General features: G+C 64.3%; 19 protein-coding genes. 4 read left to right on the top strand and 15 right to left on the bottom strand.

Going from position 1 to position 21,729, the window contains the following annotated elements:
- Positions 1-45 precede the first annotated feature (45 nt).
- Positions 46-1,530, bottom strand: coding sequence for a MocR-like pyridoxine biosynthesis transcription factor PdxR (pdxR, locus tag ACVMDN_RS09205; protein WP_082653809.1), 1,485 nt, complete (start codon positions 1,528-1,530; stop codon positions 46-48).
- A gap of 47 nt (positions 1,531-1,577) precedes the next feature.
- On the opposite strand from pdxR, the gene ACVMDN_RS09200 reads away from it, so the two are divergent.
- From ACVMDN_RS09200 to ACVMDN_RS09190, 3 genes are all read left to right on the top strand, one after another.
- A complete protein-coding gene (locus ACVMDN_RS09200; RefSeq protein ID WP_057017634.1) occupies positions 1,578-2,519 on the top strand; it encodes a DMT family transporter in 942 nt (313 codons plus the stop codon).
- A gap of 213 nt (positions 2,520-2,732) precedes the next feature.
- On the top strand, positions 2,733-3,608 hold the full coding sequence (locus tag ACVMDN_RS09195; protein WP_253587431.1) for a tyrosine-type recombinase/integrase: 876 nt from the start codon (positions 2,733-2,735) through the stop codon (positions 3,606-3,608).
- An 8-nt stretch (positions 3,609-3,616) separates the two neighbouring features.
- A complete protein-coding gene (locus tag ACVMDN_RS09190) occupies positions 3,617-4,813 on the top strand; it encodes an IS91 family transposase (RefSeq protein WP_456835303.1) in 1,197 nt (398 codons plus the stop codon).
- Between the two features lie 753 nt (positions 4,814-5,566).
- On the opposite strand, the gene ACVMDN_RS09185 is transcribed toward ACVMDN_RS09190, so the two are convergent.
- Complete coding sequence (locus ACVMDN_RS09185; protein WP_083715145.1) at positions 5,567-6,727, bottom strand: IS110 family RNA-guided transposase; 1,161 nt, start codon at positions 6,725-6,727, stop codon at positions 5,567-5,569.
- A gap of 285 nt (positions 6,728-7,012) precedes the next feature.
- Here ACVMDN_RS09185 and ACVMDN_RS09180 point away from each other — a divergent pair, with 285 nt between their 5' ends.
- Positions 7,013-7,993, top strand: a complete 981-nt coding sequence (locus tag ACVMDN_RS09180; protein WP_456835304.1) for an AraC family transcriptional regulator — start codon at positions 7,013-7,015, stop codon at positions 7,991-7,993.
- A gap of 289 nt (positions 7,994-8,282) precedes the next feature.
- Here the strand turns inward: ACVMDN_RS09180 and ltrA (ACVMDN_RS09175) are convergent, their stop codons facing one another.
- The 13 genes from ltrA (ACVMDN_RS09175) to paaB all read right to left on the bottom strand — a co-directional run bounded on the left by ltrA (ACVMDN_RS09175) (position 8,283) and on the right by paaB (position 21,717).
- Positions 8,283-9,665: a group II intron reverse transcriptase/maturase gene (gene ltrA / locus ACVMDN_RS09175; protein ID WP_456835857.1), complete on the bottom strand. Its 1,383-nt coding sequence runs from the start codon at positions 9,663-9,665 to the stop codon at positions 8,283-8,285.
- A 517-nt stretch (positions 9,666-10,182) separates the two neighbouring features.
- On the bottom strand, positions 10,183-11,559 hold the full coding sequence (ltrA, locus tag ACVMDN_RS09170) for a group II intron reverse transcriptase/maturase (protein ID WP_456835305.1): 1,377 nt from the start codon (positions 11,557-11,559) through the stop codon (positions 10,183-10,185).
- 471 nt (positions 11,560-12,030) lie between these two features.
- Complete coding sequence (locus ACVMDN_RS09165; RefSeq protein ID WP_156436242.1) at positions 12,031-12,420, bottom strand: DUF1330 domain-containing protein; 390 nt, start codon at positions 12,418-12,420, stop codon at positions 12,031-12,033.
- A 265-nt stretch (positions 12,421-12,685) separates the two neighbouring features.
- Positions 12,686-13,069, bottom strand: coding sequence for a nuclear transport factor 2 family protein (locus ACVMDN_RS09160; protein ID WP_057017631.1), 384 nt, complete (start codon positions 13,067-13,069; stop codon positions 12,686-12,688).
- A 152-nt stretch (positions 13,070-13,221) separates the two neighbouring features.
- Positions 13,222-14,277: a YeeE/YedE family protein gene (locus ACVMDN_RS09155; RefSeq protein ID WP_057017630.1), complete on the bottom strand. Its 1,056-nt coding sequence runs from the start codon at positions 14,275-14,277 to the stop codon at positions 13,222-13,224.
- A 110-nt stretch (positions 14,278-14,387) separates the two neighbouring features.
- Positions 14,388-15,422, bottom strand: coding sequence for a quinone oxidoreductase family protein (locus ACVMDN_RS09150; RefSeq protein ID WP_410469807.1), 1,035 nt, complete (start codon positions 15,420-15,422; stop codon positions 14,388-14,390).
- 224 nt (positions 15,423-15,646) lie between these two features.
- Positions 15,647-16,954, bottom strand: coding sequence for an amidase family protein (locus ACVMDN_RS09145; RefSeq protein WP_456835306.1), 1,308 nt, complete (start codon positions 16,952-16,954; stop codon positions 15,647-15,649).
- A 32-nt stretch (positions 16,955-16,986) separates the two neighbouring features.
- Entirely contained in the window at positions 16,987-18,318 is a 1,332-nt protein-coding gene (paaK, locus tag ACVMDN_RS09140) for a phenylacetate--CoA ligase PaaK (protein WP_057017628.1), read from the bottom strand.
- A gap of 20 nt (positions 18,319-18,338) precedes the next feature.
- A complete protein-coding gene (gene paaI / locus ACVMDN_RS09135; RefSeq protein WP_057017660.1) occupies positions 18,339-18,794 on the bottom strand; it encodes a hydroxyphenylacetyl-CoA thioesterase PaaI in 456 nt (151 codons plus the stop codon).
- A gap of 139 nt (positions 18,795-18,933) precedes the next feature.
- A complete protein-coding gene (paaE, locus tag ACVMDN_RS09130) occupies positions 18,934-20,010 on the bottom strand; it encodes a 1,2-phenylacetyl-CoA epoxidase subunit PaaE (RefSeq protein ID WP_057017627.1) in 1,077 nt (358 codons plus the stop codon).
- A gap of 2 nt (positions 20,011-20,012) precedes the next feature.
- On the bottom strand, positions 20,013-20,516 hold the full coding sequence (gene paaD / locus ACVMDN_RS09125) for a 1,2-phenylacetyl-CoA epoxidase subunit PaaD (protein WP_057017626.1): 504 nt from the start codon (positions 20,514-20,516) through the stop codon (positions 20,013-20,015).
- Positions 20,510-21,286 (bottom strand): 1,2-phenylacetyl-CoA epoxidase subunit PaaC, encoded by a 777-nt coding sequence (paaC, locus tag ACVMDN_RS09120; RefSeq protein ID WP_456835307.1) that lies wholly within the window; start codon positions 21,284-21,286, stop codon positions 20,510-20,512. Before paaC ends, paaD begins: the two co-directional genes overlap by 7 nt.
- 143 nt (positions 21,287-21,429) lie before the next feature.
- Positions 21,430-21,717 carry a 1,2-phenylacetyl-CoA epoxidase subunit PaaB gene (paaB, locus tag ACVMDN_RS09115; protein WP_016842890.1) on the bottom strand — a complete coding sequence of 96 codons (288 nt, stop codon included), beginning with the start codon at positions 21,715-21,717 and terminating at the stop codon, positions 21,430-21,432.
- Between the last annotated feature and the right edge of the window lie 12 nt (positions 21,718-21,729).

Here is a 21,729-nt window from a genome sequence, read left to right as displayed (position 1 = left end):
CGACAAGGCAACTTGACACGTCGGGCAACTCAGGGATATCTTCCATTATTCCGAAATCGTGCGAGCGTCCCTTTGCCCGCGCGCCGCGCGCTTGCCGGTCAGGCAGTTCGCCATGATCCGCACCGCGGCGCCGATCTCGTTCTCGCGCCAGGCGGCGAAGCCGAGCAACAGGCCGTGGTCGCGCGGCCGCTCCAGCGCAAGGCTCGACAGTGCGCGCACCTCGACGCCGGCGACCACCAGGCGCGTCACAGCATCCCGGTCCGCACGGCCATCCTTGAAACGGGCAATCAGCTGCATGCCGCCCGGCGGCACCTCGGCGGTGAGCACCTCGCCGAGCTGCCGCGCCAGCGCCGCCGCGAGGTGATCGCGGCGCGCGCGATAGATCCGCCGCATCCGCCTGACATGCGCCAGGAAATACCCGTCGGCCATGAAGCCGGCCAGCGCCTCCTGGACATGCACGGAGGCGATCAGCCCGAGATGGCGCTGCGCGATCTCCATCGTCCGCGCCAGTGATGGCGGCACCACCAGATAGCCGATGCGGATATCGGCGGTCATCGCCTTGGCGAAGGTGCCAAGATAGAGCACGCGTCCCTCGCGATCGAGCCCCTGCAGCGCCGGCATCGGGCGACTGTCATAGTGAAACTCGCCGTCGTAATCGTCCTCGACGATCCAGGTCTTGCCGGGCTCGGCAGAAGCCAACAGCTCGGTGCGGCGCGCGACCGGCATCACGCGCCCTGTGGGGTGCTGATGCGAGGGCGTGGTGAAGATCAGCTTCGGCGCGCGCGTCGCGCGCGTCCGCATCATGCCCCATTGATCGAGGCTGACACCGACGACGTTTGCACCGGCGGCACGAAACGCCGCCGCCGCACCGGGATAGCCGGGATCCTCGGTCCACACCGCATCGCCGGCGACGATGGTGGTCGCGGCGATCAGCGTCAGCGCCGCCTGCGCCGTCGGCAGCACCAGGATCTGATCGGCCTCGGCGCGCACGCCGCGGCTGACTTCGAGATAATCGCGCAAGGCCTCGCGCAGGCTCGGCCGGTTGACCACGGTCTGGTCATTGAAGCGGCGGCGCAATGCGCTGCGACGCAGGCAGCGCGCCCAGATCTCGTGCGGAAACTCCCGTGCATCCGCAAGCCCGGGACGCAGCGGCCGGAAATCGGCCTGGTAGGACAGCGGCCAATCCGTATCGGAGAGCTGCAACGCCCAAGGCGACAGCAGCGGCTTGCGGGCGGCATCACGGCGTGGCGCGGGCAGAGCCTTGGCGAAGCGCGCCTCGATATCGTCGGTCACAACCGGCCGCCGCCGCGCCGCGACCCGCAGATACCCTTCGGCGACGAGCTGCTCATAGGCATGCGTCACGGTGTTGCGCGCCACGTCGAGCTCGGCCGCAAGGCTGCGGCTCGATGGCAGCATGGCGCCGCTCCTGATCCGGCCGCTCGCCATCAGCGCGCGCAGCTGCTGGGTCAACTGCGCGGCCAGCCCGGCATCGTCCGATCGCTTCAGCGCGAGCAATTCGGCGAGGATCAATCTGGCTCCACTATTCTACCAAATCTGGCTCTTTCGAGAGAGCCAGCATGATCCTATTCACAAGCGGTATTGCCTGCAAGGATCCTGCCGTGAACCAGTCACTCTCCCCCGCCAAGGCCGCCGCCCTGTTCATCGTCGTGGTGCTGGCCTGGGGCATCAACTGGTCGGTCACGAAATCGCTGGTCGAGGCGGTGCCCCCGCTGTGGACCGCATCGATCCGCAGCTGGGTCGCCCTGATCGCGCTGCTGGTGATCCTGCGCGCCAGCGGCAATTTGATCATTCCGCGGATCGCCGATGTCCCGGTCGTGCTCAGCGTGGCGCTGCTGCACATGACGTTTTTCTCGACGCTGGTCGCCGCCGGCCTGCGCTATCTCCCGGCCAGCAAGGGCGTCGTGCTCGGCTACACCACGCCGCTCTGGGTCGCGCTTGCCGCGGCCGCCGCGCGCACCGAACGGCTCGGGACGCTCAAGCCTGTCGGCGTCGCGCTGGGACTCGCCGGGCTCGGCGTGATCCTCAACCCGGCGTCGCTGGACTGGAGCAATCTGCATGTCCTCGCCGGCGCCGGCATGATCATCATCGCCGCGATCTGCTGGGCCGCGAACATCATCTATATCCGCTCGCACCGCTGGATCGCGACGCCGCTGCAATTGCTGCTGTGGCAGGTGCTGGTCGCGACGCTGGTGCTGACGATGTCGGCGCTCGTCACCGAAGGCGTGCCCGAGGTGAAATGGTCGCCACACCTCCTGCTGCTGTTCCTCTATTCCGGCTTCATCGGTACGGCGTTGGCCTATTGGGCGATGTCCATGGTCAACAAGAGCCTGCCGGCACTGACCACCTCGCTCGGCACCACGGCGACGCCGATCGTCGGTATCGTGACCGCAGCCCTCTTGCTCGGCGAGCCGATCGATCTCTCGCTGGCGATTGCCGCGGCCCTGATCGTCGGTGGGATCGCGCTGAGCTCGCTCGCGGATGCGCCGTCGCGTGCGTAATTAGGACCTGTGCTCATAGATTCGTCACGTCCGCTTCGGTCTCGGAAGCTGACGTCGAAACCGACGCGCTGCATGTCGGCCTTGGGCCAAAGGACTAAACCGCTCGCGCGGTAGGGCACGACGGCTGGCAGCACGGCTGAGAGGATAGCGCAACGAGGCGTCCTGTCTTGAGATGAGGGGTTCGCAACCTTCACTCAAAACAGGAGCATCCCCATGACCGACGAGGCAGTGAGCCCGCTGCGCCGGCGCATGATCGAAGACATGACGATCCGGAAGTTCGCGCCGAAGACCCAACATGACTATGTGCAACGGGTCAAGAACTTCGCGGCGTTTCTCGGACGATCACCTGATACGGCGAGTTTTGAGGACGTGCGGCGCTACCAGCTGCATCTGGCATCGAGCGGCGTTGGCGTGCCGACCATCAACCAGACCGTCTCGACGCTGCGGTTCTTCTTCAGGGTCACGCTCAAGCGCCACGAGATCGTCGAGCACACCCACGTCATTCACGAGCCGCGCAAGCTGCCGGTGGTGCTGAGCCCAGAGGAAGTGGCGCGGCTGCTCGATGCGGCACCGGGGCTGAAGTACAAGGCGGCGCTGAGCGTGGCCTACGGCGCCGGCCTGCGCGCCGCCGAGGTGGTCTCGCTCAAGGTCGCCGACATCGACAGCAAGCGGATGATTATCCGCGTCGAGCAGGGCAAGGGCGGCAAGGACCGCAACGTCATGCTGTCGCCGCACCTGCTTGATCTGCTGCGGACCTGGTGGAAGGCGGCGCGGCCGCAGGGCTGGCTGTTCCCCGGCCGCGATCCGGCGCAGCCGATGACCACGCGCCAGCTCAATCGTGCCTGTCATGCCGCCGTGCAGATGGCGGAGATCAACAAGCGCGTGTCGCTGCATACCCTGAGGCACAGCTTCGCCACCCATCTCTTGGAGCAGAACATCGACGTGCGCGTGATCCAGGTGCTGCTCGGTCACGCCAAGCTCGACACCACGGCGCTCTATACCCGGGTCGCCACCAAGACGATCAGCGAAGTGATGAGTCCGCTGGAACACATCGCGATCAAGATGAAGGAGGCTCGGCCACCCGGCTGACGGCGCCCGTGTCCCGCCCGGTTCTGGAGGTTGCGGATATCCTCCGCAGCCATGGTCCGGCGTGGCGCAAGGCCCATGCCGGCCACGTCAGCCTCGACCAGTTGAAGGTGATGTCGGCGATCGAGCGCTGCCGCACGGCAGCCCTCGGCGGCCATGTCGCGCGCTGTGAGGACTGCGCCCACACGTCGATCGCCTACAACTCATGCCGCAATCGGCACTGCCCGAAGTGCCAGGGCGCTGCGGCGAAGCAGTGGCTCGCCGATCGCGAAGCCGAGCTGCTGCCGGTGCCGTATTATCACGTCGTGTTCACGCTGCCGGCTCGGATCGCCGACATCGCCTATCACAACAGGGCTGCCATCTACGACCTGCTGTTCAAGGTCTCGGCCGAGACCATGCTGACGATCGCCGCCGACCCGAAGCATTTAGGGGCCAGGATCGGCATCACGTCGGTGCTGCACACCTGGGGCTCGGCCATGACCCACCACCCCCATGTGCACATGATCGTGCCGGGCGGCGGTATCTCCCTCGATGGTCGGAGCTGGGTACCCTGCCGGCCGGGCTTCTTCCTGCCGGTGCGCGTGCTCTCACGACTGTTCCGGCGCCTGTTCCTGGGTCGCCTTGCTGCCCTCCACCAGGCCGGGCGCCTCAGCTTCTTCGGTAACGACGCTCATCTCGCCGGAGCACAATCATTCGCCGCATTGCTTGCAGCGTCGCGCAAGACGGAATGGGTCGTTTATGCCAAGCGTCCGTTCGGCGGGCCACAGGCCGTGCTGGCCTATCTGTCGCGCTATATACACCGCGTCGCCATCGCCAACAGCCGCCTGATCGCCCTCGACCAGCAAGGCGTCACCTTCAGATGGAAGGATTATCGGGTCGATGGCCGCAATCGTCACAAGCGGATGACGCTCGCCACCTTCGAGTTCATCCGCCGCTTCCTCATCCACGTGTTGCCAAAGGGCTTGCACCGCATCCGCCACTACGGCCTGCTGGCGCGGGGCCCCTGCGCCGACAATATCGCACGCGCGCGCGAACTGCTCGCCGTCAGCGATCGTGAGAATGAGCCCACCGAGACCATCGCCGCCGGCAAGCCGCCGTGCCCATGCTGCGGCGGTCGCATGATCGTCATCGAGGTCTTTGAGCGAGGCGCAACGCCCAGCCATCAACAGACCGCGCCAACCCGCGCCATCAGGATCGATACGTCATGAGCGCGCAACCGTCATTCTGCAAAGCTGCTCGCCATGCCCGCCGCTCATCGACCGGCCACGGCGGAGCGCACCTGAACGCTCATCGGTCGTCGCCCATCCGTCCATCATTGATCGCGTTCGACGCCGCCCACCGCCCATTCAATGATAGCGACAGCGTCGTGCCGACCGCTGCACCGGTTCGAACTCCATCGGCCAGGTCGCCTGCAGAGCTCAAATCCCCATAGAGCCCGCCGCACTTTCCTGCCCACCATGCGCGGTTTCCTTGTATGGGCTTTGTCAAGGGAGGCGTTTAAATAGGCGATAGGTCGGCGCATCTTTTCCTTCGTCAGTTTCTTTGTTCGATCTGAGGCCGTTTCTTCGTCCCGACCCGCACTTCGCTTGCGCTGGCGCGCGCAGAAGCTGTCAAGGTTGGCCGCCGCACGAATCGTACGACAGGCTCCGCCGTTGCCAGGCCACACCTTGACAGCTTCGAGCACGACGGCATCGCTTGGTGCGATCGGGATGACGATCGGAGGGGAGCCCGCTTGCGGGCGCGATCAATCGCGCCACAACCTTGTATCCGGTGGGTCCAAGGACCCCGAACCATGATGCAGTCATGCGCATCGGCAGCGAAGCTCCGAAGCGGCGGACCCATTCTCCCTTTCGGCATCGAAGCCAAGGAAACACGTCGGGACCCCGCCACCTCGAACCGTCATCGGCGACACCGTCACAGGCGGACGGAAGGCCGAAACTGTTGGGGTGTCCTTCCTCCGTTCATGATGCCGGCCGCAGAACGACGCCGTCCGGCACTACGCCCTCCCGCACGAGTCGCCACAGAGCGATCAGGAGCTTGCGCGCCAAGGCCACGATCATGGTCTTGCGCGTCCCGCGGGCATTCTCGGTACGAGTTCGAAACCACTGCGCCAAGACGCTGTCCTTCTGGAATCTGAGAAATCGCCACGCCAATTCGATCATGCCTCGTCTCACTCGGGCATTGCCGGAACGGGTCAGCCCTCTCTCCCGGCGTTTTCTGCCGCTTTCGTCAGGCGAGCCAGTGAGGCCGGCATAACGCGCTATCGCCCTTCGGTCGCGCATGCTTCGCGATAGTACCTCCTGCACCAGCATGTCGCCGGTCTCGACACCAACCCCGATTACCCGCGCCAACAGGCGCTCCATTGCGTGTGGTCCATCACTGGGCGTTTGCTTGAGACGCTCCAGGCGAGCCTCCTCGATCTGCCGTATCTGATCGCTGACGAGCCGCCGGCGCGCCATGTCGCGACGCAGCTCAGCCAGGGTGTTGGGCGGGATCGGCTCTCCTTCGGGGGTGCGCAAGCCGTCAAGGCGTTCGGCGGCTTTCTTCAGCTTGGGATTGAAGCCGCGGATGCCGAGCCGTATCAACGCTGCTTTCATTCGGTTGACGATCCGACTTTGCTCTCCGACAAGGCTCTCGCGCTCACGGGTGGGGCGCTTGGCATCTTCGTCCTTGATTGTCGGGATCGCGACCATCTTGCAGTGATCACGCTCGCCCCGCAACCAGCCGAGAAAAGAGCGTTTCAGCAGTTCGGTGTCGAGACGATCGGTCTTGGCGCGCCGGTGCTCGCGCGATACCGCTATGCTCGATGCGTGAATGACATGCGCCTCGATGTCGCGCACCCTGAGCCAGCGGGCCAGCCAGAAACCGTCACGGCCGGCCTCGAAAGCGACCGCGATGCGTTCGATGCGGTGTCCTGCCTTCCGCGCCTCTTCTCGCCAGCGATTGAGCAGCTTCAGCAAGGCGTTCTCGTCGACCTCAAGCTTCTTCGACGGCTGGCGCTCGACACCAGGCACAATCCCCGCAACGAGCCAGCTCGACAGGCTCATCTCGATCACAGCGATCAGCGTACCGTCCGGTTTGAGGGGTGTGAGGGATCGGCTCAGGTCGTTCAACTTCTGCATGGGGTGCTCCATCGGTTCACATCAGCGCCGATGAATGCCATATCCTCACCGTCCTCACCGCCGCCGCCCGCACCATAGCATCTCCCTTGGAGGCTTTCGGACGCCGACCGCCCGAATGTGCCGCGCCGTCAGTCATGCGGCCGGCATCCGAAACCCTTCACACAAGCGGTCCTCAACAGGACGAATGTCGCGCAGCCGGCTTCCCTTTGTAAGCCATTTCACACAGTAGCGAAGCGCCGCCCATTATGATTACTTGAGGGACTGCCCCCAAAACGGGAGGTCGAGATGCCAACGTCATCTCACCTTTTGCGATGGTCGACCGAGATGCTGCCGGAGCGCGTGCGGTTCTCCACGTTCCGTGAGGAGTTTGCGCGGCTGAACCTCGCGTTGGACGTGATAGACCACAGCGGTGGCCGCCCACGTATCGACGTCACCTGCTTGTCGCTCGGTGCGGTTGGCGTTTGTAGCCTTGTCACGACGCCGGTGGAGTTTATTCGTCACAAACACCACCTCAAGGATAGCCGTGAGCAATTCGGACTGAACCTCGTCGAGGCTGGACCGGTCCAATTTGCAAATGCTGGCCAAGAGTATGGCTATGACGTCGGCTCCGCTTGTTTGGTCGATCGGGGAAGGACGCTGCGAGTATTTGGGCCGCGTGGGGGGAGCGTCAAATTCGTAACCGTGCAGGCTGCCGCCCTTAGGTCTCTGGTGGCCAACCCGGAAGACCTATCAGGCCGGCCAGCGCGTTCCGGACCGGCGCTGAGACTTCTCAACCGCTACCTGCGGTCGCTCGCATCCTTCAAAGAACCTCCGTCATCAGAGCTAGCCGCCACCGTCGGCGTACATCTCCTCGATCTTATCGCCGCGACGCTCGGGCCGACCGACCAAGCAACAGACATCATTACGGAGCGCGGTGTGAAGGCAGCAAAGCTGCAGGCGATCCTAGCGGAAGTCGCGAGACGCTACAGCGATCCCAATTTCGATTTGAACAAGGTCGCTGGGGCGATCGGCATGTCGCGGCGATACGTGCAAAAATTGCTCGAGGAGGGGACCGGAAAGTCTTTCACCGAGCATCTTGCAGGACGCCGGCTCGAGCGTGCCTTCGCGATGTTGACTGACCCGCACCATCTGCATTTGGCCATCATCGACATCGCGTATGCAGTCGGCTTTGGTGACGTTTCTAATTTCAATCGCACGTTCCGCCGGCACTTCGGCGAGACGCCCTCAGGTGTGCGCGCCGCATCGACCATGCGGGAGCAGAAGTGATCCTGCGGCTCCTTACCAGTGCGCCGACGATGCCGCAGAATGCGAGTATTTGCGGGCTTCGCGAACACCCTTTCTTTAACATCATCGCCAAGAGGCGCATACCGACATCGCAGGGAATGAGCGCTAGACATGCAGACCGTCAGCTTAGGGCTAGCAGGCAACATCGAAATCGGGATAGGGGGAAGCCTCGCGGCTTCTCCCACCGGGTCACCGGAGGCGGTCGCCCGCCCCCGGTTCCCACAGAACGTGGCGTGCGGATTTCCCGCACCGACGCTCTTCGACAGTTGGTTCACAGCACTGCAAGCGCTTGCAGCTCCCGATAAGGGAGGCGCAGCTTAGGCTTCAGCAACGGTGTCCGTTCTTTGATTTGGTTGAAGGCGTCCCAAGTGAGGCGTCGGCCTGCCCAGCTGCGGCTGCGCAGCATTCCGCGCCAGTAACGCTCCACGGCCCGATAGACTTTTACGAGGCTCCGGAGATTTCCGGCGACGCCGTAATAGCCATAGTGGCCGCGCAGGACGAGGTTGATTTCATCGGCCTGGTCACTGATCTTGTAATGCCGTATTTGCCGCATCAGCTCCTGCAGAGACATAAGGCTGCGCTTTAGCCGAGATTTCTCGGTGCGCATCCCAACCTTGAAGTTGCCTTTTTGGTTTCGCGTGCAATAGAGCGTCAGCCCCAGAAAGTAGATTGTTTCCGGGCGGTTTCTGCCGCGTTTGCCCGCATGTCTTTGCGCGAACCGACCAAACTCGACCAACTTGGTCTTGGTCGGCTCTAGAGTGAGGCCGAACTTCCCCAACCGAAGACGCAAGGCCTCCTGTACGCGGGTGGCGTCCGATCGATATTGGAAGCAGATCACAAAGTCGTCGATATAGCGCACCAGTCGGGCTTCGCCCCGCAACCGACCCTTCACCACGCGTTCGAACCAGAGGTCGAGAACGTAATGAAGGTAGAGGTTGCTCAAAAGCACACTGATCGATCCGCCTTGTGGCGTTCCTTGTTCGCTCGGGTGCACCGCTCCGTCTTCCAGGATGCCCGCTTTCAACCAGCGCCGGATCAAGCTGATCAGGCGCGGATCACCGACTCGATGTTCGACAAACCGGAGGACCCGATCATGATCGAGACTCCCGAAGAAGTTCTTCAAATCCGCCTCCAACACCCAGCTGATCATGCCGCCGGCGATCACCTCATTGAGGGTCGCCAAGGCATGATGGGCGCTGAGCTTCGGCCTGCCGCCGAACGAGCAGGGTAAGAAGTCCTGCTCGTAAATAGCGGCCAGCACCTCAGCCGTGCTGCGCTGGAGCGCCCGGTCGGCGACAGTTGGAACCCCGAGGGGGCGCTTCTCCGTCTTACCGGGCTTGGGGATATAGACCCGCCGAATGTTCGGCGCCCGATATCCCTGGCGATGGATGGATTGGAGCATTGGCCCTATCCAGTCCTCGAAGCTCTCCTTCGCCGCCTCCACCGTCTGTCCGTCCACCCCGGCGGCGGAGCGCTTCGGAATCTGTAATAGATTCTTTTGCACTCGGTCGCGCGTGATGTGATGGGCCAACGAGGTGAAGCGAAGATTTGTCTCGCGCCGAGCTTTCACTGCTATTTGTTCAAGTTTCGTTTCCATGGTCAGCTGATCTTCTCTTTGCATAGAAGGCCGTAACTCCCGTTGAATGGAGCCCATGTCGCCCAAGAACAATTCAACTACCGCTGACCGCTTCCCCATGTGGCCGGCTCTCCCGTCCTCGGAGTACTATCGGTCAGTCTGACTTCCACCCGGTCGTCAGACCCTTCTCACCTCAGCGGCTTGGCAGGTCTTACAAGCTTGCGCTTGAACCGGATGGATCTCCCTTGTTCACGCTGCTTCCTTTGATTGCATGCTGGCGGTACGAACCCCGGGAGCACCTCTGACCGCTCGCGTTGTCGCGGCCTGCGGTTCCGCCTTCCCCTTTGAGAGACAGGGTCGGCTACTCCGATCACGTTCGATTTCGGGGCTATTTTCCCGTTCACTTCATTCCGGCCTACAACCTCCCTGTCTACGCTTCGCAACGGCCGTTACCGGACGCCACGCAAGACTCGGTTCGCGGCTGCTCGCTAGGCTTTGCCGCGGCCGTCATCTCAGACGGCAGACTTCAACGCGCTTGCAAGGCGCAACTCCCACACCACCGGACATACGGGTCCGTATCCGGCGGTTCGGTGGATTATGCGGGCTGCTGTGCCGCGACGGAAGCCAAGCCGAGTGCCCTGAAGAACGCGATTGGCATGGCGATGGTGAGCGCGGGGCTGTTCGCGAGCCGCCAAGGGCCATGCGGGCTGCCGGCGGTTTGTGCCGCCAGATCCCGGCCGACGCCGCAGCGTCGCAGCTCGGCAAAGCGAGTGTCACCGCGCTTCCATTGTTTCCAGGCGATGGCGCGCAACCGCCGCCTGAGCCATTCGTCAAGTGTGCGCAACACCGACGGGGTTTGGCAGATGCCGAAGTAGCCGCGCCATCCGATCAGATAGCGCGATAGTTCCTTGGCAATCTGCGCGAGGCTTCGGCCGCAGGTGCGTCGTGTCAGTCCTCGGACCTTCGCCTTGAAGCGGGCAAGTGCCTGCGGCGCGATGCGCCGACGCGGTTCTTTCCCACCGATAAAGCTGAAGCCCAAGAACTTGCGAACGCTCGGTTTGGCGACCGCGCTCTTGGCTTTGTTGACCTTGAGCTTGAGGCGCTTTTCGAGGAACCGTTCGATGCCCGCCAGCACCCGCTCGCCCGCCTTCCGACTGCGCACATAGATGTTGCAGTCATCGGCGTAGCGCACGAAGCGATGGCCGCGTCTTTCCAGTTCCCTGTCCAGCACATCCAGCATCAGGTTCGACAATAGCGGCGAGAGCGGACCGCCCTGCGGCGTACCCTCTTCCGTCGGACTGACCAGCCCTCTCTCCAGCACACCCGCATTCAGGAATCCGCGGATCAGCTTCAGGAGGCGCTTGTCAGTCACCCGCTTGGCAACGAGCCTCATCAGGATGTCGTGGTTGACCCGGTCGAAGAACTTCTCCAGGTCGATGTCCACCACGAAGCTGCGGCCGGCCGCAATGTACGTCTGCGCCCGTTCCACCGCCTGATGCGCCGAGCGCCCCGGCCGGAAGCCGAAGCTGGTCTCGGAGAACGTCCCGTCCCAATCCGCCTGCAGCACCTGCATCACCGCCTGCTGGATCAAGCGGTCGAGCACCGTCGGGATGCCGAGCGGCCGCAGGCCGCCCGACGTCTTCGGTATCTCCACCCGCCGCACCGGCTGCGGCTTGTAGGTGCCCTCAAGCAACTGGGCTCGGATCGCTAGCCAGTGCTCCTTCAGGTGGGCCGGCAACTCATCGACGGTCATCCCATCGACGCCCGCCGCGCCCTTGTTGCGCGTCACTTGCGCCAACGCCGTCTTCAGGTTCTCACGCTCGATTACCGCTTCCATCGACGGCCCTGCGGCCGCCGGGCGTTCGAGGGCGGTGGCCGCCGCGCGCGCTTCGGACTCTTGGGCGGCGGCGTTCGGGGCTTCACCCTTCGCTCCGGTGCCCAAGTTCAGCTCGACCTGATTCTTCTGCCGCATGGCTCGCGCGAGATCACCGTTCTACTGGCCACTTCCACCGTTTGGGCCTTCGACGGCACGCCACCGCCTACTATGCCCGCTGCTGACTTCTGCGCTGCGGTCAAGTCGCCTTACGACGACCTCAGTCCCGTTACCGGGACACAGCACAGACCTCCCGAGGTAAGACCGACCGCCTTCACCGCACGCTCGCCGGATTTACCACCCCGACCCTTGATGACTATGGACTTCGCGATCACATGCTCGCTCGTCCGGCCGGGTAGGCCTCGTTATCCGGTAATTGTCCATCGAGCCGCGGCTTTGCTCCACGCTGTCTTCAGACCCCACCTCGCGATGACGCCCTTGCGCTTCGCTAATCCTTCGCCGTCATCAGGCTGGATAGAGGACTTCCACCTCCAAGCTGTCGTTCATACTCGGCACACATGAATTAGGCCGCCAACTGAGGCGGCCTAGTCATGTGACCAAAGTTGGTGGTCACTTCTCAACTTCCACGATGTATCGCCGTATCGTTTTCGCGGTTTTCGCGCCCTCAGGTGCAAGGTCCTGCCAGACCTTGGACTGGAAAAATGCTATGGCGGCATCTGCGCTATCCCACTCGGTCATGGCCACACTGATTGGAGCAGGCCCGCCCTCCGCGTGGAAAACTCTGCCTTTCAAAGTCCCCATTGAGCGGCCACCGGCCTCGGCCAGTGCCCTTCTCGCTGCCTCGATATAAGCGGGCGAAACAGTTGCACCAGCAATTGGTTCGATCTCACCGATACTGTAGGCCTTCAGCTTGGTTTGAGCGTGCAAACCTTGGAACGCGAACCCGCCGATTGCGATGCCGCTGAGCAGTGACAATGCCATCAAGTATTGAGTTCTCATGATTTCCTCCAGCTCGCCGATAACCGGCCGGGCGAGAGTAGGGTGAGAGGCAGCCGCACTCAACTTCGATAAAAGCGCGAGGGACTTCCGGTTACCCTCGAAGAGCCAACCTCTCGGGGATCATGCAGACCATCAGCTTAGGGCCATCCCGGACTCATGCGTGCGATGACCATCCTACTCGATCACCTCGTCGGCATTGGCAGGCAACGCACGAGAATGATGAGCCGGAGCACGCTGCGGTGGTGAGATTGAATGCAAAGACATCTCAACGTATTGGCTCGATCCATTGGGCGCGCGACGGCCCCGGCTCAAAGGGATCACCGAAGTACTGGGTTTCACGAACGACCTTCCCGCCTCTGAATTCCATGATGCTCACCGTGTAAGATGGCAAGCCGTCGTATGTGAGGACAAATTCAGTAACCCAAAGGTCGGCAGCGCCGAGTATGCGTCGCACCGTAAAGCGCTTCTTGTTCGGCTGCGCAAAACGAGACGCTTGAATATTGCGTCGACCGCGGATTCTCTCCCCGGATTGAGGGTACTCAAGCACGGCATCATCACGGTAAATCTCATGCTCCGCCTCGAAGTCATTTGCATCTGAGGCTGCCCAGTGATGATCCAAAGCCGCTCGAATGGTTTGATCTTCATTCATTCTCTTCCCTCGCGTCGCAATGCTGCATATTATCTCCAAAACGGAGCATCGGCACGAACGGAATGTCTGCTGAGGGGCCATAAGCCGCCGATAACTACCGAACCGGGCAACTTCCGCTTTATGACGGGAAGCCGACGGTTATGAGTACACGCCTAGGCCGTCGCAAGCGGCCTGACCCGCAAGCTCCCGCGCAGGCCGGCGCCGGTGCCGAGCATGATGCCGGCGATCGCGATGAGGGACGACAGCGAGAGCGTCGACAGCCCAGTCAGCCCCTGCCCGACCGAGCAGCCGAACGCCATCACGCCGCCCGCGCCCATCAACGCGGCGCCGCTCGCCGAGCGCAGCATATGCTGCGGCGACCGGTAGCCTTCGAGCTGGAAGCGCCCGGTGGCGATGGCCGTGATCAGGCTGCCGGCGAACACGCCGAACACGGTGACGATGCCGAAATTGAGCGTCGAGCCGGTCGACAGCATGACGTATTGCAGGGCGTCGGCGATCGGCGCGATGAAGGTCAGCGACGTCACCGGCACCGGATTGAAATCATCGGCGCCGAGATAGCCGGTCGCGTACCAGCCCCCCGCCACCAGCAGGCCGACGATCAGGCCGGCCGCGATCTGGCCCGGTGACTTGCGGAATGGCGCATGGGCAAAGGCGAAAATAATCAAGAGGGCTGCGAGAACCGAGGCCGCCACCATCCGCGCCGGCACCGCGCCGAGGCCGATGTCCGCCAATAGCGCCGGCACCGAATTGGCTGACACTGTGGCCTGTGACGCCTGCACCATCGCGATCCGCGCCGGGGCGATCAGGCCCTTCAGCGTCATCTCGGCGAAAATGCCGAGCACGATCACGACCACGAAGGAGCGCAGATTGCCGCGCCCGAGCAGCACCAGCGCCCGCGAGCCGCAGCCATTCGACAGCACCATACCGTAGCCGAACAGGAGCCCGCCGAGGAACATCACCGGCGCCGAGAAGGACGGTTGCAGATAGATCGACTTGCCGAGATCGACGAGGCCTGCCGCCGCCAACAGCTGCGAGGCCGCGATCGCGACGCCCATCGCCAGCGCATAGGTGCGCGCCAGGCGGCCGTCGCCCTCCGCCCACCAGCCGCGCAGGCCGCTCATCATGCAGAAGCCGCTGAGCAGCGCGACCGAGCCATAGATGAGGCCGATGGTCAGGGCGGCAATGATGACGATCGTGGCGGGGTCCATAATAGTCCTTCAATTACGTTCGTCATTGCGAGCGACGCGAAGCAATCCATACTATCACGCTGGAGAGAAATGGATTGCTTCGTCGCTTCGCTCCTCGCAATGACGGTGAACTAGGGTCGCAAAATCACGCGGTCGCGCGACGAGCCTGCCACGGCAACAAACGCCGCCTTGGCCTGTTCCAGCGGGTAGATCGCGCTCGGCTTGATCGGGAATGGCTTCAGATGTCCGCCGGCAAAGCCCGGCGCGAGCTCGCGCAACACCTCGCCGGTCGCAACCGACGACAGCGCAAGCGTGTCGATGCCGACATAGGTGTGCTGGCCGCGGTAGAATTCGAGGATGTTGAACTGCACGATGCGGTCGACCGCCGCGATCAGGATCTGGCGGCCGCGCAGCGCCAGCGACTTGTGCGCGGCCTGGAAATAGGGATCGCCGACCGTGTTGTAGACGATGTTGGCGCCCTTGCCGCCGGTCAGCTCGCGCACGCGAGCGGCGACGTCGGTGGTCGAGGCGTCGATCACCTCGACCGGCGAATTGCTGTGGCCTTCATAGGGCTCGCTCTTGCGCACCACGCCGATCACGCGCGCGCCGTGCCAGCTCGCGATCTGCACCGCGGCCTGCCCGACCTTGCCGTTGACGCCCATCACGAGCACGGTCTCGCCCGCCTTCGGCAGGCCGGCGCGGCGCAGGCCCTCCATCGCGGTGACGAAGGGCACGCCGATCCCGGCGGCTTCGTCCCAGGAAATGCCCGCGGGTTTTTCCACCACGGCATCGCGCTCGACCACCAGATGCGTGGCATGGGTGCCGTCGCGGCGGATGCCGAGGTCGCCGGACGAGCCGAACACCTCACGCCCGATGAATTCAGCGGGACCATCGATTACGACACCGGCGTAGTCGCGGCCCGGGGTACGCGGGAATATGGCATAGGGCATCAGCCCGGTCGCGGCCTTGACGTCGGACGGATTGACCGCGGCGGCCCTCACCTCGATGAGCAGATCGTCCGCCGCGCGCGACAACGCAAGGGTCTCGACCGCTGGCGCCACCGCCGCCGCGTTCTCCGCCTTCGTCAGCAGGCGGACGCAGCGCGCGTCGACAGGATGACGGTTTGCTTGCGGGGCCGGCGGCATCAGCGTTCCAGTCTCGGTCATGGAGCGCGCCGCAAGGCACGCGGATGGTGGCGGCCGGATGGCCTCGGGCCATGACTAATCGACTGACCGATCAATTCAAGGGGCTTGTTGCGGCCGGCCGAGTCAGAGCTTCGGCGGCGGGGCCGTGCCCAGGATCGCCTCGATCGACAGGCCGAGCCCGAGCAGCCTTGCATCGCTGCCGACCGGACCGTCGAGCTCGAGCCCAACCGGCAGGCCATCGGACGTCAGCCGGCATAGAGCGACAGCCCGGGAAGGCCAGCATTGCTGCCGGGATCGGTGTTGCGGATCAAGGTGCCGAAGGTCGGCACCTGCGCGCCGCCATTGACCGACATCTCGCCGGATCCGTTGTTTTCGTCGATGACCGGTGCAGGCGCGATCGTGGTCGGAAACAGGATCGCATCCAGCCCGTTGTCCCTGATGTAGGTGGCATAGATCGCCTGCAGCACCGGCCGCTGCACTTTGATTGCATCATCATAGGCGGCACCGAAGGCGTCCGTAGTGATGGCACCGAATGCGCCGACGACATCAGGACTGGCGACGCCGGCCGCGATGTCGGACAGCGTGATCCCTTCAATCCCGGAGGCGGCGAGCCAGGCCGGGATATCGGCGATCGGCTCGTGCAACGCGACCACAAACGACACCTTGCCGTTCTGCTCAAACAGATCGGGCATGTCGACATCGACCAGCACCGCGCCGGCCGCCGAGAGCCGGGCGCAGGCTGCGCGGGCGACGGCTTCGACATCGCGATCGAGGCCGCTCCAGAAACAGGCGGGAATGCCGAGACGCACGCCGCGTAGCGGGATGCTCGTTGCCAGCGGCGTGCCTGTCATCACGGCATCGAGCAGCGCGACATCGGCGACGGTGCGTCCCATCGGGCCGACGGTGTCGCGGGTATGGCTGATCGGAACCACCTGGTTGTCATCGTGATAACGCCGCTCGGCGCCGCCATCGCCGACTGAAGGCCGAAGGCCCACGGTCCCGGTCAACGCCGCGGGCACGCGGGTCGAGCCGCCGGTGTCCGATCCGAGGCCACAGGTGGCGATGCGCGCGGCGATCGCCGCCGACGTTCCGCCGGACGACCCGCCCGGGATCCGGCTGGTGTCGTATGGATTCCGCACCGGTCCTGCGAACGGTGCGAGATTGGTACTGGTGATGCCGAAGGCAAGCTCGTGCAGATTGGTCTTGCCGATGACGACGGCACCCGCATCGAGCAGCTTTTGCAGCGACGGCGCATTGCGCGCAGGCCGCGCGTGTTGCAGCGCCGGCGTGCCGCCCGATGTCGGCAGTTCTGATGTGTTGATATTGTCCTTCACGACGATCGGAAGCCCGGCCAGCACGCCGGTCCGCGTCCCGGCATCGACCTCGCGCGCCGCGGCCAGCGCGCCGTCGCGGTTCAGCACGATGAAGGCGTTGAGGTGCTTGAGCCGCTCCGCACGATCGAGCGCGGCCTCGACGACACTGACCGCCGTTACCTTGCCGGCGCGGATATCAGCCAGGATCTCCGCAGCGGTCGTTTCATTGGTGTCGGCCATACCCTGCGCCCTGTTGAATTGCAGGGATTAGGCTATTCTTTCGGCCGCTTGTCGTAAACACGTTTCGCCTTGCCGAGCGAACGCTCCAGCGTCTCGGGCGCAACGACGCGGACGCGGGTGGAGATGCCGATCGTGTTCTTGATGAAGGCGGAGACCTTCTCGGCGTGTGCAGTCAGCCCCTCGCCGTCCCAGCTCTCCGGCCGGGCTTCGGCGAGCACCGTCATCTCGTCCATGCGGCCCTCACGGGTCAGCTCGATGACAAAGTGACCGCCGCACCAGTCGGTCGCCAGCAGCGCTTCCTCGATCTGGGTCGGGAACACGTTGACGCCGCGCAGGATGATCATGTCGTCGGAGCGGCCGGTCACCTTCTCCATCCGCCGCATGCCGGGCCGCGCCGTGCCGTGCAACAGCCGCGTCAGGTCGCGGGTGCGGTAGCGGATGATCGGAAAGGCTTCCTTAGTCAGCGAGGTGAACACCAACTCGCCCTTCTCGCCGTCGGGCAGCACCTTGCCGGTCAGGGGATCGATCACCTCCGGATAGAAGTGGTCCTCCCAGATGTGCAGGCCGTCCTTGGTCTCCACGCATTCCTGCGCGACGCCGGGACCGATCACCTCCGACAAGCCATAGATGTCGGTGGCGTCCATGTCGAACGCCTGCTCGATCTCGACGCGCATCGCATTGGTCCAGGGCTCGGCGCCGAAGATGCCGAACTTGAGCGACGATTTGCGCGGGTCGAGGCCCTGTCGCTTGAACTCGTCGAGGATCGCCAGCATGTAGCTCGGCGTCACCGTGATGATGTCGGGCCGGAAGTCGTTGATGAGCTGCACCTGCCGCTCGGTCATGCCGCCGGAGATCGGGATCACCGTGCAGCCGAGCCGCTCGGCGCCGTAATGCGCGCCGAGGCCGCCGGTGAACAGGCCATAGCCATAGGCATTGTGCATCAGCATGCCGGTGCGGCCGCCGGCGGCGCGGATCGAGCGCGCCATCACGTCCGCCCAGGTGTCAATATCGGCTTTGGTATAGCCGACCACGATCGGCTTGCCGGTCGTGCCGGAGGACGCATGGACCCGCACCAATTGTTCGCGCGGCACCGCGAACATGTTGAAGGGATAATTGTCGCGCAGATCCGTCTTCACCGTGAACGGAAATTTGGCGAGATCGGGAAGCTGCCTGAAGTCGGACGGCTGCACGCCGGCGGCATCGAACGCCTTCCTGTAGTGCGCGACATTGTCATAGGCATGCTTGAGCGACCAGGCCAGCCGCCTGGTCTGCAGCGCCATGATCTCGTCGCGCGAGGCGCGCTCGGCCGCATCGAGCTCGGCGTGATAACCGCTGTCCTTGACCTTGAGCTTTGCCGTTGCCATCGACGTTTCCCCTGAAGCCTTTATGCCTTGATGTCCGTGTCGGGCAGCCAGGTGCCCGCTATCACGCGCGAATGCCCGCGGAATTCGGCGATCACGCTGTCGCCGGAGGTCACGCTCACGTCGTAGATTCCCGAGCGGCCATTGCGCGAGATCTCGCGCGCGGTCGCCACCAGGCGGTCGCCAAGCTTGCCGGGCCGGATGAAAGTGACGTTGCCCTGCGCCGCCACCGCGCGATCGTTGCGGCTGTTGCAGGCAAAGGCGAAGGCTGAATCGGCCAGCGTGAAGATGTAGCCGCCATGACAGATGCGCTGGCCGTTGACCATGTGCGGCTGCACCGTCATCGCCATCACCGCCTGCCCTGGCCTGATCTCGACGAGCTCCATGCCGAGGCCCTTGCTGGCGTCGTCTTCCTTCCACATCGCGTCCGCGCAGGCGCGGGCAACGTCCTCGGGCGATAGCGTGGCCTTCACGTTCACATCGAACTCCCTGTGCGCGGGCCCGTTGCGGAGGGCCTCTTGTGCCGAACTTCAATTTCAAGCGCGACGCACGAGGCGTCAACGCTACTTCCGTCATTCCGGGGCGATGCGCAGCAGCGAACCCGGAATGACGACAATCTCAGACGTGGTCGTAGTCGACCACGACCTTCTCAGAGCACGGCTTGGCCTGACAGGTGAGGATGAACCCCGCCTTCAGCTCCCACGGCTCCAGCGAATAGTTCAGGTCCATCGGCGCCTCGCCTTCGACCAGCTTGGCGCGGCAGGTCGAGCACATGCCGCCCTTGCAGGCAAACGGCAGGTCCATGCCGGCCCGCAGCGCAGCGTCGAGGATCGACTCGCCGTCGGCCACCGGGACCTCGCGGCGCTTGCCGTCGATGATCAGCCCGGCAATCGCCTTCGGCGGCGCGCCGGCCGGAACGACGACCTTCGCCCGCGGCTTGCCGCCGAATTCCGACACGAAGCGTTCGACATGGATGCGCTCGTCGGCGATGCCGATCTCGCGGCAGGTGGCCTCGATGGTCTCGCTCATCGCGGCCGGACCGCAGACGAAGACGTGATCGACCGTCTCGGCCGGCACCAGCGAGCGCAGCAGCACCCGTACCTTCTCGCCGTCGAGCCGGCCGTGCAGGATCGGAATGTCCTGCTCCTCGCCCGAGATGACGTGGAATACCGAGAGCCGCTGCATGAAGCGGTCCTTCAGCTCCTCCAGCGCCTCGCGGAACATGACGCCCTCAGTCGAACGGTTGCCGTAGAACAGGAAGAAGCGGCTGTCCGGCTCGCGCGCCAGCACGCCCTTGATGATCGAGAGGATCGGCGTGATGCCGCTGCCGGCGGCGAAGCCGACATAGGTCCGCGCCTCGCCCGGCGCGTGGGCGACGCCGAAACGGCCGGTCGGCGTCATCACGTCGAGCTCGTCGCCGGTCTTCAATTCCTCGGCCGCCCAGTTCGAGAACGCGCCGCCGTCGACCTTCTTCACCGCGATGCGCAATTCGCCGTCGTCGGGACCGGAGCAGATCGAATAGGAGCGGCGAACCTCCTCGCCATCCATCGTGGTGCGCAGCGTCAGATACTGGCCCGGCGTAAAACGGTAGTCGCCTTGCAGATCGTCGGGGATCGCAAAAGTCATCGAGATCGCGTCCGACGCTTCGCGGCGCAGATCGCTGACGGACAGGCGGTGGAATCGTGGTGTCGACATGGTCAATGACACTTGAAGTAGTCGAAGGGTTCACGGCAGCTCCTGCAACGCCACAGCGCCTTGCAGGACGTCGAGCCGAATTCGGACAGCAGCTCGGTATCTCCCGAGCCACACTGCGGGCACGCGACCGCCTGCTCGCCGAACAGCGCGCGGCGCGAGGAGCCCGGCAGCGGCGGCGCGATGCCGTACTCCTTCAGCTTGCGGCGGCCGTCCTCGCTCATCCAGTCGGTGGTCCAGGCCGGCGACAGCACGGTACGGACCTTCGGCCCATGAATGCCTTCACGCGCCAGAGCGAGCTCGATCTCGAGTGCGATCATGTTCATGGCGGGACAGCCGGAATAGGTCGGCGTGATCGCGACCTCGACATAACCGTCGTGGACCGCGACGTCGCGCAGCACGCCGAGATCGGCGATGGTCAGCACCGGGATCTCGGGATCGACCACCTGCGCGGCCGCGCTCCAGGCGCGCCGGCGCAGATCGGCATCGCTGAGCGCAACGGTCACCATGTTGCCCCCGGAAAGGTCCGCTGCATCGATTGCAGCTCGCTGAGGAGATGGCCGAGATGTTCGCTGTGGCTGCCACTGCGGCCGCCCTGCTGCATCCAGTTGCCTGAGGGCAGCGCCAGCGTCGCTTCGTTCACAATACCAGTGACCGGCTTCAGCCAGCGCGGCCGCAGCGCCGCCGGGTCGATCGCAATGCCGGCATCGATCAGGCCGCGCTCGCCGTCGTCCACCGCGAACATCTCGCCGGTATAGGCCCAGAGATCGTCAATGGCGTCCTGCGCGCGGCGATGGCTCTCCTCGGTGCCGTCGCCGAGGCGAACGATCCATTCCGACGAATGTCTGACATGATAGGCACTCTCCTTCTCCGACTTCGCCGCGATCGCGGCAAACGTCGGATCGGACGAGGCCATCATGGCGCGCCAGTAGAGATCGGCAAATGCCGCGTAGAAGAACTGCCGCACCATGGTGCGGGCAAAGTCGCCGTTCGGCTGCTCGACCAGCAGCAGGTTGCGGTACTGCCTGACGTCGCGCAGATAGGCGAACTTGTCTTCGTCGTTGCCTCGGCCTTCGACCTTGGCCGCGTAGGTGTAGAGCTCACGGGCCTGACCGAGCAGGTCGAGCCCCATATTGGCGAGCGCCATGTCCTCTTCCATCGCAGGCGCATGGCCGCACCATTCGGACAGCCGATGGCCGAGGATCAGCGCGTCGTCGGCGCGGCGCAGCGCGTAGAGCACCAGCGGCGTTTCGGAGACTTCGATGTTGGCGGTTGCCATGTTCTCTATTCCACCTGCATCCACTTGCTCGACGTCATCCTGAGGAGCCTGCGCAGCAGGCGTCTCGAAGGATGGCCGCGGTTACGATCGGGCGTCATGGTTCGAGACGGCGCTGCGCGCCTCCTCACCATGACGGGTGAAATTCACATGTGCCCGACTTCGTCGGGGACGTCGTAAAAGGTCGGGTGACGGTAGATCTTGGATTCCGCCGGCTCGAACATCATGCCCTTCTCGGACGGATCGGACGCGGTGATCGCGTTCGAGGGCACCACCCAGATCGACAGCCCCTCGCCGCGGCGGGTGTAGATGTCGCGCGCGGCCTGCAGGGCGAGCGTCGCGTCGGCCGCATGCAGCGAGCCGACATGCTTGTGCGCCAGGCCATTGCGGCTGCGGATGAAGACTTCCCAGAGCGGAACGTTCGGCGTGGCCATGGCGGCGCTCCC

The sequence above is a fragment of the Bradyrhizobium sp. USDA 4510 genome (genome assembly GCF_054059095.1).
Note: the sequence above shows the minus strand (reverse complement) of the source record. Positions and strands in the feature narration are given on the sequence as shown.